Annotated in this window: 16 protein-coding genes; 8 read left to right on the plus strand and 8 right to left on the minus strand. The window is 64.4% G+C overall.

All coding sequences use genetic code 11. The annotated features are described in order from the left end of the window. Positions 1-54: 54 nt before the first annotated feature. A complete protein-coding gene (locus ACIGJB_RS18880) occupies positions 55-1,713 on the minus strand; it encodes an alkaline phosphatase D family protein (protein ID WP_483733830.1) in 1,659 nt (552 codons plus the stop codon). Positions 1,714-1,818: 105 nt separating this feature from the next. Next, complete coding sequence (locus tag ACIGJB_RS18885; RefSeq protein WP_483733831.1) at positions 1,819-2,847, minus strand: AraC family transcriptional regulator; 1,029 nt, start codon at positions 2,845-2,847, stop codon at positions 1,819-1,821. A gap of 231 nt (positions 2,848-3,078) precedes the next feature. Between ACIGJB_RS18885 and ACIGJB_RS18890 the strand changes: the two genes are divergently transcribed. From ACIGJB_RS18890 to ACIGJB_RS18925, 8 genes are all read left to right on the plus strand, one after another. Next, entirely contained in the window at positions 3,079-3,912 is an 834-nt protein-coding gene (locus ACIGJB_RS18890; protein ID WP_483733832.1) for an SDR family NAD(P)-dependent oxidoreductase, read from the plus strand. A gap of 19 nt (positions 3,913-3,931) precedes the next feature. Continuing rightward, the gene (locus tag ACIGJB_RS18895) at positions 3,932-5,083 is read left to right on the plus strand and encodes an acyl-CoA dehydrogenase family protein (RefSeq protein ID WP_483733833.1); all 1,152 of its coding nucleotides are present in this window, start codon (positions 3,932-3,934) and stop codon (positions 5,081-5,083) included. Further along, positions 5,080-5,226 carry a hypothetical protein gene (locus tag ACIGJB_RS18900; RefSeq protein WP_483733834.1) on the plus strand — a complete coding sequence of 49 codons (147 nt, stop codon included), beginning with the start codon at positions 5,080-5,082 and terminating at the stop codon, positions 5,224-5,226. The genes ACIGJB_RS18895 and ACIGJB_RS18900 overlap by 4 nt, the downstream gene beginning before the upstream one ends. After that, a complete protein-coding gene (locus tag ACIGJB_RS18905; RefSeq protein WP_483734724.1) occupies positions 5,226-6,785 on the plus strand; it encodes a long-chain-fatty-acid--CoA ligase in 1,560 nt (519 codons plus the stop codon). The genes ACIGJB_RS18900 and ACIGJB_RS18905 overlap by 1 nt, the downstream gene beginning before the upstream one ends. 36 nt (positions 6,786-6,821) lie before the next feature. Further along, positions 6,822-8,006 (plus strand): lipid-transfer protein, encoded by a 1,185-nt coding sequence (locus ACIGJB_RS18910; protein ID WP_483733835.1) that lies wholly within the window; start codon positions 6,822-6,824, stop codon positions 8,004-8,006. A gap of 10 nt (positions 8,007-8,016) precedes the next feature. Then, entirely contained in the window at positions 8,017-8,457 is a 441-nt protein-coding gene (locus ACIGJB_RS18915; RefSeq protein WP_483733836.1) for a MaoC family dehydratase N-terminal domain-containing protein, read from the plus strand. Positions 8,458-8,468: 11 nt separating this feature from the next. Beyond that, positions 8,469-8,885, plus strand: a complete 417-nt coding sequence (locus ACIGJB_RS18920; protein ID WP_483733837.1) for a MaoC family dehydratase — start codon at positions 8,469-8,471, stop codon at positions 8,883-8,885. A 245-nt stretch (positions 8,886-9,130) separates the two neighbouring features. After that, positions 9,131-9,346 carry a hypothetical protein gene (locus tag ACIGJB_RS18925; protein WP_483733838.1) on the plus strand — a complete coding sequence of 72 codons (216 nt, stop codon included), beginning with the start codon at positions 9,131-9,133 and terminating at the stop codon, positions 9,344-9,346. A gap of 84 nt (positions 9,347-9,430) precedes the next feature. Here the strand turns inward: ACIGJB_RS18925 and ACIGJB_RS18930 are convergent, their stop codons facing one another. The 6 genes from ACIGJB_RS18930 to ACIGJB_RS18955 all read right to left on the minus strand — a co-directional run bounded on the left by ACIGJB_RS18930 (position 9,431) and on the right by ACIGJB_RS18955 (position 16,155). Further along, complete coding sequence (locus tag ACIGJB_RS18930) at positions 9,431-10,213, minus strand: IclR family transcriptional regulator (RefSeq protein ID WP_483733839.1); 783 nt, start codon at positions 10,211-10,213, stop codon at positions 9,431-9,433. A 221-nt stretch (positions 10,214-10,434) separates the two neighbouring features. Beyond that, positions 10,435-11,289 carry a patatin-like phospholipase family protein gene (locus tag ACIGJB_RS18935; RefSeq protein ID WP_483733840.1) on the minus strand — a complete coding sequence of 285 codons (855 nt, stop codon included), beginning with the start codon at positions 11,287-11,289 and terminating at the stop codon, positions 10,435-10,437. Continuing rightward, a complete protein-coding gene (locus ACIGJB_RS18940; protein ID WP_483733841.1) occupies positions 11,286-12,512 on the minus strand; it encodes a CaiB/BaiF CoA transferase family protein in 1,227 nt (408 codons plus the stop codon). Before ACIGJB_RS18940 ends, ACIGJB_RS18935 begins: the two co-directional genes overlap by 4 nt. Further along, positions 12,509-14,473 carry a flavin-containing monooxygenase gene (locus ACIGJB_RS18945; protein ID WP_483733842.1) on the minus strand — a complete coding sequence of 655 codons (1,965 nt, stop codon included), beginning with the start codon at positions 14,471-14,473 and terminating at the stop codon, positions 12,509-12,511. The genes ACIGJB_RS18940 and ACIGJB_RS18945 overlap by 4 nt, the downstream gene beginning before the upstream one ends. Positions 14,474-14,561: 88 nt before the next feature. Further along, complete coding sequence (locus tag ACIGJB_RS18950; protein WP_483733843.1) at positions 14,562-15,530, minus strand: Bug family tripartite tricarboxylate transporter substrate binding protein; 969 nt, start codon at positions 15,528-15,530, stop codon at positions 14,562-14,564. Between the two features lie 346 nt (positions 15,531-15,876). Further along, complete coding sequence (locus tag ACIGJB_RS18955) at positions 15,877-16,155, minus strand: hypothetical protein (protein ID WP_483733844.1); 279 nt, start codon at positions 16,153-16,155, stop codon at positions 15,877-15,879. Positions 16,156-16,172: the final 17 nt, after the last annotated feature.

A 16,172-nucleotide genomic window follows, 5' to 3' on the forward strand; every position in this document is an offset into this window, starting at 1 on the left:
GGCGGATGCGACCCGGCAGAGCCTGACGTGGCGTGAGCCGGTGCGGCACGATGGTCAGCGAGGGACCTCGTACACCAGTGCCGGCTCCATCCTGTCGATCAGTTCCACGGACTGCGGTGGTCTCCACAGGAACAGGCTGAACCTGAGCCTGTCCGGGCTGACATCGATGATGGTAAAGCCATTTTTCTCCGTGGCTTTGAGTGCTTCGTCCATGCTGACGAGTTGCGACGGCGTGGATTCCATCTTCCGGAATGAGGAGGGGAAAGCCATGTCCCCCGTACCCAGCGTGCCGGTCAGGATGGCATGGACTGGGCGTGCCAGCCGCAGTTCACCGGAGCGCAGGATTTTTCCGGCCGAAGACGCATGGAAGTCGCCCTGGATGAGGACCGGCTGGCGCTTGCGCTGCGCCGCCAGCGCCGCGATGAGGCGCTGATGCTGTGCCAGCCAGCCGCTCTGCCAGCCAGGCTTGGACCGGTACATCACCAGCTTGCCGGCCTGCGGATCGAGCGCATCGGGATACCAGTCGCCGAGCTTGCCAGAGGAGTAGCCAAACGGCAGCGACGGGCAGTGCATGAAATGCACGGTGTCCTCCGCGCGGGTCCGCGCAACCAGCCAGTCCTCGACCCATTGCGGGACGACTTTTGCGTGCTGTCCCTTCTGGTCGAGATAGCGCCGGCAATCGTAAAGCACCACTTCGAGCAGCTTGCCGTAACGCAACGTGCCGAAGCAGATGTTCGTCCCGGCGGGGGCACTTGCCTTGTCTCCACCGGGCAGCCACTCCGGTTGGTTTCGATCGGGCAGGAACTCCGGGTAATACAGATGCTGCGTTTGCTCCGCGCCGACCGTGCCATAGCTGTCAGGCGGCAACGCTGCAAGCGTTGCGTCGAATTCGTCGTTCTCGAAGTTGTCGTGATCGTCCGTCAGGAAGAACGACGGCGTGGACCGCAACGCGGTGCCATAAAGACCCGGAATCTGGTAATCGCAGACGCCAAGGAAGATCGGACGGTTTCTCGGATGCAGCATCGGTACCGAGAGATCCATCGGGCCGCCGAACTTGTCCCAGAAGTTCGCGCGCACGTGCCTGGCAAACTCGGCGCCCTTGTTCAGGGAGGTCAACTGGTCCCAGTAGATGTGGTCGCCATTGGCAATGACCACGTCGGGGTGGAACGACATGGCCTTGGCGAGCAGCCGGCGCCGCGCGCCCATGTCGAGCCAGGTTGTCTTTCCTTCCTCCAGTGCCTTGCCGTCGTAGCCGCCGGCGCAGGTGTAGCACAGGATCCGCAAGCGCTCCGGGACGGAATCGGGCGCAGGGAAGGTCTTCAATGGCCATGCATCGCAAAGCGGTGCGCCTCCGGGATCCACAATCCGCAGTTCGTACTGCGTTGCGGGGCTGAGCGATGCCACGTCGAATCGCCAGAAGCGGCCGTCCGGATCGGTCCGCGCACCCTCCACCAGCCTGCCGCCGATGGCCAGTTGCGGTGCCGCCTGCAGCGGTTGCCTGAACGATGCCTTGATCAGGAACCGGTCATGGCTGGCGGTCGGAATCAGGTGCATGAGTTGCCCTGCGTTCCAACCATCTTCGCGTGCCGCGAGGCACTCGGGCCAGCCAAGTGCGCCGAGCGCGGTGGCACCGGCACTCAGCGCCAGGAATTCCCGCCGGCTAAGGCGGCGCGGATCTTCGGGCAGGCAGCTTGTGGTTCGTGTGGGTGACATGGCTTGTCGCGCTGCGAATGGGCGATTCCATTATCTGCATGGGCTGCTCCCTGGCACGCACCAACAAAAACTTTCACATGGCTGGAAGAAGGCGCTTAACGCCATTTATGCAATGCAATCCTGAGGGCTCTTTCCCCGCCGATAGGCCCCCGGCGCGCTCCCCGTCCACGACTTGAACGCGCGCTGAAAAGCGGCACTGTCCGTAAACCCCAGTTCCTGCGCCAGTTCCGACAACGGCACGGCGCTGGTATTGAGACGCACGATGGCGATATCGCGCCGCAGGTCGTCCTTCAAGGCCTGGAATGACGTACCCTCCAGCGCCAGTTTGCGCTGCAGTGTCGCAGTGGAGATGTGCAGGGACTCGGCGGTCGCCGCCAGGTCTGGCCACGCAGGCTGCGAACGCTGCAGGTAACCGCGCACACGGGTACTGGTGACTTCGTCGGCGCGGCGCGGCACAAGTATGTTGGTTTGCGCGTCGGCCATGAAGGCGCGCAGCGCCGCTTCGTCTCGCCGCACCGGACGCTGCAGCCACGATGCGTCAAACCAGAATGCCGTCAGCGGCCGTTCGAAGGCCATCTCTGCGGGGAAAATCTTGCCGTAGCTGCCTGCATACGGCGGGCGTGCAAAGGCGAAGTCGAACCGCGTGACCGGCAGGCGGCCGCCCGCCACCCAGGCAATCAGTCGCCAGAACACCCGCAGCAGCAGTTCGTGGACGAACGCCTTCTGCTCCGTCTCTGCATTGGTGAAGCGAAACGCCACGCATGCGGCCCCGTTGTCGCGATGGACCTCCGCCACGACGTCGTCCTGCAACAGCCAGAACGTATGCGCGATACGCCGAAGGGCAACTTCCAGCGTTTGCGCGCTCAGTGCGCTGCGGCCCATCAGCGCAAAGCTGCCGCGCTTCAGCGGCCTGGACAGGAAGCCAAGGCATTCATCGCCGAAGCGCTCGATCACCATGCGGAACACGGCAGCGTACTGCGCCGCGGTCACACGAGCCCCCGCGTGCGTGAGCAACTCCGCCGATACGCCCGCTTCGGCCAGCAGTTCGTCAATGCGCTGCCCTTGCGCCTGCACGCCCGACAGCAGGCCACGCAGGAAGATGACCGATATCGTTACAGGGGCTCGCGCAGTCACTTTGGGATTGCCTCCGGGGTTGAGGTTTTCTGCCATGCGATCGATGTAATGCGTAATTGCTGGCTCCGGGGCGTGTTTCTAACATGGCGAACACCGGGCAGGCAATCCGCACTTGCGCGCCACGCGGACGCGCCAGCACGCTGGCCGGATCCGGCATCGTGCGCCGCAGCATGCGGAGGCGGGTTGCGCTGCGGTCCGATTTTTCCTGACGCATTGACGGAGACAAATTCCATGACTCTCAAGCTCGACGGCAAGGTTGCCCTTGTCACCGGTTCCGGCCGCGGTATCGGCCGCTCGATCGCCCTCAAGCTGGCCAGCGAAGGCGCGCGGCTGGTCATCAATGACCTCGACGCCGCACCGGCCGAGGAAGTGGCGGCCGAGGTCCGCGCCGCCGGCGGGCAGGCAGTAGTCTGCGCCGGCTCGGTGACCGCGCCGGATTTCGCCGAGCGCTTTGTCGGTACGGCCATCAGCGAATACAAGGGCCTGGACATCATCGTCAACAACGCCGGCTATACCTGGGACAACGTGATCCAGAAGATGACGGACGAGCAGTGGTACGCCATCCTTGACTGCCACCTGACGGCGCCGTTCCGTATCCTGCGCGCCGCGCAGCCGGTGATCCGCCAGTTGTCGAAGGCCGATGCCGAGGCCGGCCGGCGCGTGGTGCGCAAGGTGGTCAACATCTCGTCGGTGGCAGGCATCTTCGGCAACGCCGGCCAGACCAATTACTCGACGGCCAAGGCCGGCATCATCGGCATGACCGAGACCCTGGCCAAGGAGTGGGGCCGCATGAACGTCACGGTGAACTGCGTGGCCTACGGCCTGATCAAGACGCGCCTGACCGAGGCCACGGCCGGCGGCAATGCCACGGCCAGTATCGAGGGGCGCGAGATCAAGGTGGGCGTCAACCCGGACCTGATGGCCGCCATGGAACGCGGGATTCCGCTGGGCCGCGGTGGCACCCCGGAGGAGGCCGCCGGCGCGGTGTACCTGTTCTGCGTGCCGGAGTCCGACTACGTCAGCGGCCAGACGCTGATGTGCACCGGCGGCCTCACCGGCATCTGAACCTGAAGGAGACATCGCCATGCTGCCCAAGCTGCTCCGTCATCCCGGGATGGATGACGATATCGAAGCGTTCCGTGAACAGGTACGCCGCTATGTCGCGGGCGAGCTGTCGCCGCACCTGGACGGCTGGCGCCGCCAGGGGTATATCCCGCGCGAAGTCTGGCGTCCGTTCGGCGACATGGGATTCCTGCTGCCCGAGATCGACGAGGATTACGGCGGCGTGGGCGCGAGCCTTGCCTACCAGCTCGTGGTGCAGGACGAACTGGCCAAGGCGGAAGTGCCGGCCAATACGGCGGTGCACACGATCGCCGCGCACTACCTGCTGGACTACGGCACCGAAGCCCAGAAGCAGCGCTGGCTGCCGAAGCTGGCCAGCGGCGAGATGCTGGCCGGCATTGCGCTGACCGAGCCGGGCTGCGGCTCCGACCTGCAGGCGCTGCGCACGCGCGCCAGGCGCGAGGGCGACGAGTACGTCATCGATGGTGCCAAGACCTTCATCACCAATGGCTTCACGGCCAACCTGCTGGTGGTGGCCGTGCGCACCGGCGACGCGGGCAGCCGCGGGGTGTCACTGATCGTGCTGGAGACCGAGAACCTGAAGGGCTTCCAGGTCGGGCGGCGGCTGGAGAAGCTGGGGCAGCACGCATCGGATACGGCCGAGCTGTCGTTCGACGGCGTCCGCGTGCCGGCGAATCACCTGCTTGGCGAAGTCGAAGGCAAGGGCTTCGGGCAACTGATGAGCCAGCTGCCATATGAACGCCTGCTGCTGGCCGTGCCCGCAGCGGCCGTCATCGAACGCGCGGTCGAGCTGACGCTCGAGTACACGCAGCAGCGCAAGGCATTCGGGCAGCCGCTCTATGGCTTCCAGAACACGCGCTTCAAGCTCGCGGAATGCGCCACGCTGGCTCATGTGGTGCGCTCGTTCGTCAATGACTGCATCCAGCGCCTGCTCGATGGCGAACTCGACGAGACCGCCGCCTACATGGCCAAGTGGTGGTGTACCGAGCAGCAGTGCAAGGTGACCGACGAGTGCCTGCAGCTGTTTGGCGGCTATGGCTACATGGCCGAGTATCCGATCGCACGGCTGTATGCGGACTCGCGCGTGCAGAAGATCTACGGCGGCGCCAACGAGATCATGAAGGAACTGATCGCGCGGAAGCTGCCGCTATGACGCCGCCGCTCACGGGTATCCGCATCGTCGAGTTCGAAGGCATCGGCCCTGGTCAACTCGACTCGCTGGCCCGAGCCCACGGCGCCTTCTGGTCCTGCGATTCAGTCATTCCAAGAGAAAACAACGGAGACAGCAAACCATGATGTACATGACGCAGGCGCTGCACCGGGCGGTGCAGCAGCGACCGGATCAGACTGCGGTGCGGTTCGGCGAACGCACGCGCACCTTCCGGGAATTCGCGGACCGCGTCGCGCGGCTGGCCGGGGCCCTGCAGGCCCTTGGCCTGCAGCCCGGCGGCCGCGTTGCCATGCTGGCGCTCAATTCGGACCGCTACCTGGAATACCAGATGGCGGTGCCGTGGGCCGGCGGCGCGCTCAACCCCTGCAACACCCGCTGGTCCGCGGCGGAGATCGCGTATTCGCTTGAGGATTCCGAGACCACCATACTGCTGGTGGACGAGGCCTTGCGTGCGCTGGTCGATCCGATACGCCAGCAAACCACCTGCCTGCGCGAGATCATCTATTGCGGCGATGCGCAGCTGCCGCCGGGCATGCACGGCTATGAGGCACTGATCGCCAACCATGAGCCGGTTCCCGACGCCACGCGCCACGGCGAAGACCTGGCCGGCATTTTCTATACGGGCGGCACGACAGGCTTCCCGAAAGGCGTGATGCTGAGCCACGACAATATCGTCAGTTCGGCGCTCGCCCTGGCCGTCGAGGAAGTGGGGCCCAGCGATGCGGTGTACCTGCATGCAGCACCGATGTTCCACCTGGCCGACATGGGCGTGGCCGGCGCGCATTGGGTGGTCGGCAACACGCATTCGATCCTGTCGGCATTCAGCCCGGAAGCACTGCTGCAGACCATCGAGCGCGACCGCGTGACGCATGTGATCCTGGTGCCCACCATGATCCAGATGCTGGTGGATCATCCGGCCATGCGGCAGCCGCGCGACTTGAGCAGCCTGCAGATGATCATCTATGGCGCCTCGCCAATGTCCGAGGCTGTGCTCGACCGCGCCATGGAGGCCTTGCCCAATGTCGGCTTCGTGCAGGCCTACGGCATGACCGAGCTGTCGCCGCTGGCGACGGTACTGCCGTCCCGCTACCACACCAAGGAGGGCCGCAAGCTTGGCAAGATGCGGGCGGCCGGGCGTGCCGGCGCGTGCGTGGAAGTGCGTATCGTCGACCACGAAGGCCACGAAGTACCGCGCGGCACTGTCGGCGAGGTCATCGTGCGCGGCCCCAACGTGATGCAGGGTTACTGGAACAAGCCCGAGCTGACCGCCGCCGCGGTACGCGATGGCTGGATGCATACCGGCGACGGCGCCTATATGGATGAAGATGGCTTCATCTTTGTTGTCGACCGCCTGAAGGACATGATCATCAGCGGCGGCGAGAACATCTTCTCGTGCGAAGTCGAGAACGCACTGGCCCAGCATCCCGCTGTTGCCGCCTGCGCAGTCATCGGCATACCCAGCGCGGACTGGGGCGAGACCGTGCACGCCGCAGTGGTCGCGAAGCCGGACCAGCAGGTCGCCGCGGAACAGCTGATTGCCCACTGCAAGACGCTGATCGCTGGCTACAAATGCCCGCGCAGCGTGAGCTTCGTCGAAGCGCTGCCCTTGTCGGGCGCCGGCAAGATCCTCAAGACCGCTTTGCGGGAACCCTATTGGCGCGACCACCTGCGCCAGGTTTCCTGACTCTCTCGATCCATCGCTTTTCCTCTGGAGTAAATCGTGACCCACGATGTCATTGTGGCCGGTGTCGGCATGATCGCCTTCACCAAGCCGGGGGCCAATGAGCCCTATTCGCAAATGGCCGCCAAGGCGACCGCCGCCGCGCTGGCCGATGCCGGCATTGCCTACGACAAGGTGCAGCAGGCCTACGTCGGCTATGTCTATGGCGATTCCACGGCGGGGCAGCGCGCGCTCTATGAAGTGGGCATGACCGGCATTCCGGTCGTCAATGTCAACAACAACTGCTCGACCGGTTCATCCGCGCTGTACCTCGCCCGCCAGGCCGTTGCAAGCGGTGCGGCCGAGTGCGTGCTCGCACTGGGCTTCGAGCAGATGAAGCCGGGTGCGCTGGGGGCCTATTTCGAAGACCGGCCCAGCCCCTTCGACCGCTTCGAGCAGATTACCGACGAGCTCGTCGGCAACGGCGAGGTTCCGCTCGCGCTGCGCTATTTCGGTGGCGCAGGCCTTGCCCACATGCAGCAGTACGGCACGCAGCTGTCGACGTTCGCCAGCATCCGCGCCAAGGCAAGCCGCCACGCCGCCAACAACCCGCTGGCACTGTTCCGCACGGTTGTCACCGAGGAAGAGGTGCTGGCATCGCCCGCCGTGTGGCCCGGCGTGATGACCCGCCTGATGGCGTGTCCGCCTACCTGCGGAGCGGCCGCGGCCATCATCTGCTCGGATGCGTTCGCGCGCCGTCATGGCCTGAATCGCGGCGTGCGCATCAAGGCGCAAGCCATGACGACGGACCGCGCCGTCACCTTCGAGGCGCGCGACATGCGCGAGGTGGTGGGCTTCAGCATGGGGCAGGAGGCGGCCAGGCAGGTGTATGAAGCCGCCGGCATCGGCCCGCAGGACCTGGATGTCGTCGAACTGCACGACTGCTTCGCGCACAACGAGCTGATCACCTATGAGTCGCTGGGCCTGTGTCCAGTGGGCGGGGCGGAGAAGTTCATCCGCGACGGCGACAACACCTATGGCGGCAAGGTCGTGACCAATCCGTCGGGCGGACTGCTTTCGAAGGGCCACCCGCTGGGCGCAACAGGCCTGGCGCAGTGCACGGAACTGGTCCAGCAATTGCGCGGCAAGGCGGACAAGCGCCAGGTCGAAGGGGCACGTCTCGCGCTGCAGCACAACCTTGGCCTGGGCGGCGCCTGCGTGGTGACGCTGTACGAGCGCGTCTGAGGAGGCGGACATGATCGACAAGAAATGGATCGGGCACGAACTGCCATCGTCGGTATTGCCCGTCGAGCGCACACGCCTGCGCTTCTTTGCCAAGGCCATCGGCGAGACCGATCCGGTCTACACCGAAGAGATCGTGGCGCGGGATGCGGGCTATCCGGATCTGCCGGCGCCGCCGACGTTCCTGTTCGCGGCGGAACTGGACTCGGGCGCCATCGACCTGATGCTGGAGCGGCTCGGGGTGCCGGTGGCGAAGCTGCTGCATGGAGAGCAGGGCTTCACCTATCACGCGGCCGCATGCGTGGGCGACACCGTCACCGTGCGCTCGCGTATCGAGGACATCTACGACAAGAAGAACGGTGCACTCGAGTTTGTCGTGAAGACCTCGCGCGCCACCAACCAGCGCGGCGAACTGGTCGCCGAAATGCACACCGTGCTGGTGTGCCGCAACTGAGAGATTTTGCGATGATGAAACCTGGCTATGACACCGTGCAGATTGGCGACCTGCTGCCGGAACTGGTGCTGCCCGCAGTCGACCGCACCACGCTCGCGCTCTTCGGCGGCGCGTCCGGCGATCACAACCCCATCCATATCGATACGGACTTTGCGCGGCGCGCCGGCATGCCTGACGTGTTTGCGCAAGGCATGCTCGGCATGGCCTGGCTTGGCCGCCTGCTGACGCAGTGGGTGCCGCAGGCACGCCTGCGCCGCTTCGACGTGCGTTTCCAGGGCATCACGCACCTGGGCAACCGCATCACCTGCTGCGGACGCGTGGTCGAGAAGTTCGAGGCCGACGGCGAGCGGCGCGTACGCGTCGAGATCCAGACTGCGAACCAGTATGGCAATCCGAAGATTGTCGGCGAGGCCGTAGTGGCGATCTGAGCATTGCGATGGACGCGGTTCCACCATGTCACCAACGCCGAGTTCCGCAAGTTCGTCGAGACCACCCGCTACGTCAGCGGTGCTGTCAGGAACCTCCTACGCGTGATTCAGTTCATCTCGCTCCGCTTTGTCGTCCCCCACTGAAGGCATTGGCGAGGTTCCCCTTCTAGCCTTGAATCAAGGAGGTGCCGAAGCAGTGTCGGTGCCAGTGGAATGTGCCTCAGAGCCCCGGAAGGAGTGACACGATGCGCAGATCAGAAAATTCGCTACGCGCGCTGGTAGAGAAGTGGCTGTCGCCCAGCGACGACAGTCCGGCGCGGGTTACCTGCTTCAAGCACCTTGCCAATCACAAGGGCTGCCTGGTGTGTGTCGAATCGACGCGAACCACGCGGCGCTTGTCCATTGCCTTCTTCCGCCATGGGGATGGCGCCTGGTATGTGTTTCCGCCTGTCGCCGGGTAATGGCAGGTCTGTCTGACCACGACGCCTGGGGTGCACGATGGGCCGCAGGCGCAGGAGCCTCCGATATGCGCGCGAAGTGTCCCCCTAGATCACTCCCCATCCGCTGTTCTGCAACTCCTCTTTCATCAGCCCTGCTATCCATTCTCGTCGCTCGTCGTCCAATCGTGAACGAATGGCACCTACGCTGATCGCGGCGTACGTACCGGGGGTGACTTGAAATGCCATGCCCACGCCGCTCACGCCGGTGGCCACGAGGTTGTCGGTGCATGCGTAGCCTTGCTTGCGGATCAGCGCCATCTGCCGGCGCAGATGGGATAGCGAGCTTCGTTCGGCCGGCAGCTTGCTCGCATGGCGCGCATGGAAAGACGCCAGTTCGGCGTCGGTCAGCGTCGACATCAAGGCCGTGCCCGCGGAGCCAACGCCGAGCAGGCGCAGGCCGCCTACCTGCAATACCAGCGCCTTGATGGGAAACGTGCCCTGCTCGTAGTGCACGCAGTGGGCATAGTCGCCGTTGCGCACCACCAGGTAGACCGTATCCTCCGTGCGGCGCGCAATGCGGATCATGGCGGGCCGGCAGCGGTCCATGATCGGCGCGCGGCTCATGGTAGCCAGCCCCAATTGCATCGATTCGAGTCCGAGCCGGTAGAGCTTGTCGTCGTCGCGCGCCACCATGCCGCTTTGGAGGAGCGAACTCAACAGCCGATACGCGGTGCCGCGATCCAGCCCCGTTGCCGCCACCAGTGACGCAAGCGATATCCCGTGCTCATGGTTCAGGCCCACGAGCTTGAGCAGGTCGATGGCGCGAAAAACGGCCTGGGCACCACGTGTCCGCTCCGGCTCGGCCTCGGTAACACGCTGGATATTCACAATACGACTCCCATGGAGCCCCACGGGCGGGTGCCGCCGAGGACGGGTACAACCTCAAAATGGAATAGACAGGATACGGCACCCCGCGGACTTGCCCAGCAGAGCGCTTTCACGAACGCCGCTTCGGCAAAGCGGCTTGTGGCAAATGAGGCAAGGTTATCATCCCGAGCCTCCCAACGCTGCCAGACGGTTCGTCGTGGCAGCGCTCATGCCGTCGTTCGTCAAAGATGCCAGGCGGTTGCAATGTCGTCGGCAATGCGCAACCCCTGGGCCAGCCCCGCATTGGCGCTAGGCTCGCAGCGCGAAGGGTCCAGGACGTTGTCAGTCATCGCTTCCCAGGAGGCAGCGTCCGGCACAACGACGGCGACTCTCGCGCCCCGTGACTCCAGGGTTGCCACTTCTGCGCGCAGATGTCCGCTGACAGGGTTGCCGTCCGCATAGCCGAGCGGCGCGATAACCAGGACGCTTTTCGCAACGGGTGCGAGATCGGCATTGGTCAGCGACCGGATACCGCCGTCCATATAGGAACGGCTGTTTATCGGCACGACTGGCCAGCTTCCCGGCACTGCACAGCTTGCGGCAACGGCGTCCACCAGCTCGATGCCGCTATGCCGATGGAACACCACGTGTTCACCGGTCTGGGCGTCGACCGCCACCACATGCACGGCCCGAGCCGGCCACGTCGCGCCGGGCAGGCGAGCGGCGATGATCTCGCGCCGGACTTCCACGGGCACGGTCTCGCTGCGCAGCGCATAGGCGCCGATGCGCCGGCGTGCCGCGGCGACGTCGCCCGACACTTTCTCGATCAGTTTTCGATTGAGGGCGTCGGCCTCGGATTGCGAATATTGCCGCGCCATCTCCCGCGACTGCGAAGCCGGAAGCCGTTGCCCCGCAAGCAGGACTTCGAGGCCGACACCCGACGCGATCTGCACGCCAACCACCGAGCCCGCCGAAGTGCCCACGATGGCGTCGGCTTGCGAGATATCGACGCCCTTGCGGGCCATGCCCGCGGCGACGCCGGTGGCCCATGCGACGCCCGCGACGCCGCCGCCTCCCAGTACGACGGCGCGGCTCATATCACCCCCGCTTCGGCCAGCGCTGCCATGTCGTGATCGGACATCCCCAGCAGTTCGCCATAGATCGCGGCATTGTGCTGGCCAAGATCGGGCGCCGGTTCGATCGGCTTTTCCTGCCGGTCGGGAAACTTCGGAATCACTCCCGCCATCTTGACCGGGCCGATGCGCGGATCGGGGACCGACGCTATGGTGCCGCGCGCCTGGTAGTGCGGATCGGCCATGATGTCCTCGATGCTGTAGATGAATGAATACGCCAGCTTGGCTTCGTCGAGCTTCATGCAGAGCGCCTCCACAGGCAGCGATTCGATCCAGGCCGCAAGCGCGCCGTTGAGTTCGTCGACGTGCAGCCAGCGCTGCTCGTGCGTGGCAAAGCGCGGATCGGTCAGCCAGTCGGCGCGTCCCATCGCCTGCGCCAGCCGCTGGAATCCCGCGTCGGCCGATACGGTCAGGATGATGTAGCGTCCGTCCGACGTGCGGAAATGCTCGCCCGGCGCCGCCGCGAAATGCTTGTTGCCGCGGCGCTCGCGCACCGTGCCAAGGCGGTCGTAGGCGGGCACCAATACTTCCGTAAAACGGATGATCGACTCGTACATCGCCAGGTCGATCTGCTGCCCTTCGCCGTCGTGCATGTCGCGGTGATAAATCGCCATCATCAAGGAAAAGGCGCCAAGGATCGCCGACTGATAATCCGCAATCGATGTGCCAATGCGCACGGGCGGGCGGTCCGGGAACCCGGTGATGCCCATGAGTCCGCCAAAGGCAAGGGCGATGCGGTCATAGCCGGCGCGTTCGCGATAAGGACCGGTCTGCCCGAAGCCGGAGATCCGCAGCATGATGAGCTTCGGATTGCGCGCCTTCATCGCCTCCCAGCCCAACCCCCACTTCTCGAGCGTGCCGGGCCGGAAATTCTCCACCACCGCATCGGCCTGCTCCACCAGCTGCAGCAGCAGGTCACGGCCTTCCGGCTTGCGCAGGTCCAGGGTGATGGACTTCTTGTTGCGGTTCTCCACGCTCCAGTACAGGCACTGGCCGTCGACGAACGGGCCGAGATCGCGCACCGTGTCGCCGCGCCGCGGTACCTCGACCTTGATGACCTCCGCGCCGAAGTCGCCAAACAGCGTGGCCGCCACCGGGCCGGCGACCATCGTGCCAAGGTCCAGGATGCGCAGCCCGCTTAGCAGGTGAGGGCCTGGGCCCCGGCTCATTGCGTTGTGCGTCATCATGCCGCCCCTTCCGCGCATTCCTGCGTGGCGTCTTCGGTGCGCGCGTCGCGCACAACGTAGTCGTTCAGCCCCGAATTGCGGGTCATGTGCCAGTAATCGTCATTGCGGAAGGGCGTCGGCGCCACCACTCGGCCCTTGGTGTTGCGATACCAGTTCGACATGCCCTTGTGCGTCCAGATCATGCGCGCGTGTGCATCCTGCACGCGCGCGTTGTATCGGTCGTGCACGTCCTGGCGGACCTCGATCGCGAAGCCTGCCTCGTATTCGTTCATGGCCGTTTTGAGCAGCGACATCACGTACTGCACCTGGGTTTCGAGCAGCGCCACCACGCTGCCGCCGTGGCCCAGCGCCGTGTTCGGGCCCGCGAGCATGAAGAAATTGGGGAAGCCGGGCGTCGCCACGCCAAGGTAGGCTTGTGCGCCATTGGCGTCCCAGTTGTCGCGGACGTTCCGGCCTTCGCGGCCAATCAGGCGGAAGGAGGAGAGCAGGTTCACGGCGTCAAAGCCCGTGCAGATCACGAGCACGTCTGCTTCATGACGCTGCCCATCGGCCGTGACCACGGCATTGCCTTCGATCTTCTGAATCCCGTCGTTGACGATGCGTACGTTGTCACGCGTCGCGGTGCGGAACCAGCCATTGTCCATCAGCATCCGTTTGCCAAAGGGCGGGTAGTCAGGCAGGACGTCATCGAGCAATTCCTGCCGCGCGCCAAGTTCCTGCTTCACGTAGTCGATGAAGAACTCGCGGTGCTTGTCGTTGCGCTTGTTGATCGACTGGTCGGGGTGCGGCCACTCGGGGTCGACCTGCAGCGAGGCGTGGATGCGGTCGTTGAAGATCCAGGCCAGGCGCTGCCGATACCACGGCTGATAATACGGCACCTCCTTCAGCAGGAAGCGCGAGGCGGAAGGCACCGGCTTCTTGAAGCGCTCGAACGGTGCCGCCCATTGCTTCGAACGCTGGAAGACCGTGATCTGCGCCACGTGCGGCGCAACCGCCGGCACGATCTGCATTGCACTGGCGCCGTTGCCGATAACGGCCACGCGCTTGCCGCTGACGTCCATCCCGTCGGGCCACCGCGCGCTGTGGAAGCTCGGGCCTTCGAACGAATCGAGTCCGGGAATATCGGGCAGCTTGGGCACGTTGAGCAGCCCCACTGCGCTGATCACCACGTTCGCGCGCAACGCTTCGGTGTTGCCGTGGGCATCCGACACGCTGACCGTCCAGTCCATGGTGCGCTCGTTGTACACCGCGGACTTCACCTCGGTGTTGAAGCGGATGAACTGCCGCACGCCGAAACGATGCGACACCTCGACGAAGTAGGCGTGGATCTCTTCGCGCAACGCAAAATATCGGGTCCAGTCGCCATTGGCGAACGAGTAGGAATAGATATGGTTGGGCGTGTCGACGCCCGCGCCCGGGTAGCGGTTCTCATACCAGGTGCCGCCGACCTCGGCGTTCTTCTCGATCACCGTGTGGGGAATGCCCGCGCCGTGCAGCCGGATGGACGCGCACAGACCCGCGACGCCGGAGCCAATGATCACCACGTGGAAGTTCTTCGGCACGCGGTATTCGCTGCGCTGGTCGATCCGGAAGGCGGGGTCCAGCCCAAGCCAGGCACCGACCATCGGGCCATAGGAATCCGGCACCTGTTCGCCAACGCTGCGCCGCATCATCTCGACCAGTTCGTCAAGGCCCGGGTCGGGCAGGGCGGCGGGGCGGCCGGCTTTCCATGCCAGCAAGGCTTCGCGCGCGGCCGAGCGGACTTCGTCCTGGACGTCCGCGGGCAGTCCGCCCGAATCATGGTCATCGATGCCGCGGATATGGGTGCATTGATAACGCTCGGACAGCCATTGCCTGTCGCCGGTCAGGTGAAGCAGCACCATGAGCAGCGTGGGCACATTGGCTGTCGGCAGTGCTTCGTCGAGCTGGCTGATCCACTGGCGGTCGGACATTGAGGTCATCGTATTCATCTTTTTTAGGCAAAAGGGAGCCACGGCGGGTTTGGACATCCGCCGGAACCTGTGGCAATTCAGAGGAAAGAGGGGAGGGCTATTTCTGGTTCATGCCGGAGACACGTACCACCTCGCCCCATTTGGCATACTCTGCGGCAACCGTCTTCTGCATGAACTGAGGCGTGCTGGGCCAGGGCTCGAATGCCAGCGCATCGAGTTTGTCCTTGACCTGCGGCATTTTCAGGATATCCCGCAGCTGGCCGTTGAGCTTGTTGATCACGGCCGGCGACGTTCCCTTGGGTGCAACGAGGGCAGTCCAGCCCAGCGCTTCATAGCCCTTGACGCCGGCTTCCGCCATCGTCGGTACATTGGGAGCGATCGGCGAACGCGTGCTGTCCAGTACTGCCAGCGCGCGCAGCTTGCCGGCCTTGATGTTTTCCCGCTGCGCGCCGATGGTGTCGACCATCAGCTGGGCGCGACCGGACATCACGTCGATGGACGCGGGAGCGCCTCCCTGGTAGGACACGGTGGTGATGTCAATGCCGGCCTTGGACTTGAACAATTGGCCCGCCAATTCAAACGCCTGCGCCCCCGATGCAAACATCAGCTGCCCGGGCCGCTTCTTTGCATCGAGCACGACGGCATTCACGCTGTCGTAGCCGCTGGCAGGACCGGCCAGCAACACCATCGGCGCCTTGGCCACCATGCCGATGGGCGCGAAATCAGTCAGGGGGTTGTAGAGCTTGGCACTCTGGAGATGCGGCCCGGTGGTCAGCGTGCCGCTGACGGCCAGGCCCAGCGTGTAACCGTCGGCAGGCGCTTTGGCCACGAGGCTCATGGCCAGCATGCCCCCGACGCCAGGCCGGTTTTCGATCACGAATGACTCGCCGTTCAGCTTTGAAAGTTCTTGTCCGATGATGCGGCTGATGGTATCCGAGGCGCCGCCAGGCGGATATCCCACCAGAATCTTGACCGGCTTGGCCGGATAGGCGTCCGGCTGGGCGAACCCGCTTAAAGGCGCCAGTAGCGCAAAGCAGGCTGGGGCGATACATAGTGCAAGTTTCATCTTGTCTCCGGATGTCTACCTGATCGTATTTGCTGTGAGACCAGTATCGACATCCGCGCTCACTGTGGTAAAGCACGGCATCCTTTTTTGTTCATAATGTGAATATATGCGGTATATGACATCGCTACGGGTAGCCTGATTTCTTGGGGGCTTACGGTTCACAGTCGTTCATATTGTGAATATGCGATGCAAAGCGCCATGGGTCGCGGCGACGCACGGAACATCCCATCGCACTGTGACATGCGAGGCGCTTGCGGAACAAGGGCGTGATCGAAACCGACACCAGGTTCCGTGGACACCGCGAGCTGCGGGTGACCGTCCCGTCATAGCGGTTATAGCGACGAGCTCATGGCTCTCCGGCTCTGCTGCGGACTTCGATCGGAATCCCGGCAATCTTGACGGGAGCGAGACGGCCGTCAAGTTCGGCAATCAGATCCCGATGTCGCCGTTGGGCGGTCACGGTCTCTCGCAGTGCGGCCAGAAGCTGGCGTGCGACGGTGGTGTCATGCCCGTCCCTGTCAAGCTCTCTCACCAGTGCAATCTGGCGCCGTACGCGCTCGCGGCCTTCTTTGATATATCGATCGCAAGTTGCAAGGTCCGGAGCGCGGGTCTCCTGGTCAGGCATCGCAATTCTCCGCGATT

Source organism: Cupriavidus sp. C2SS-8b, from assembly GCF_057073745.1.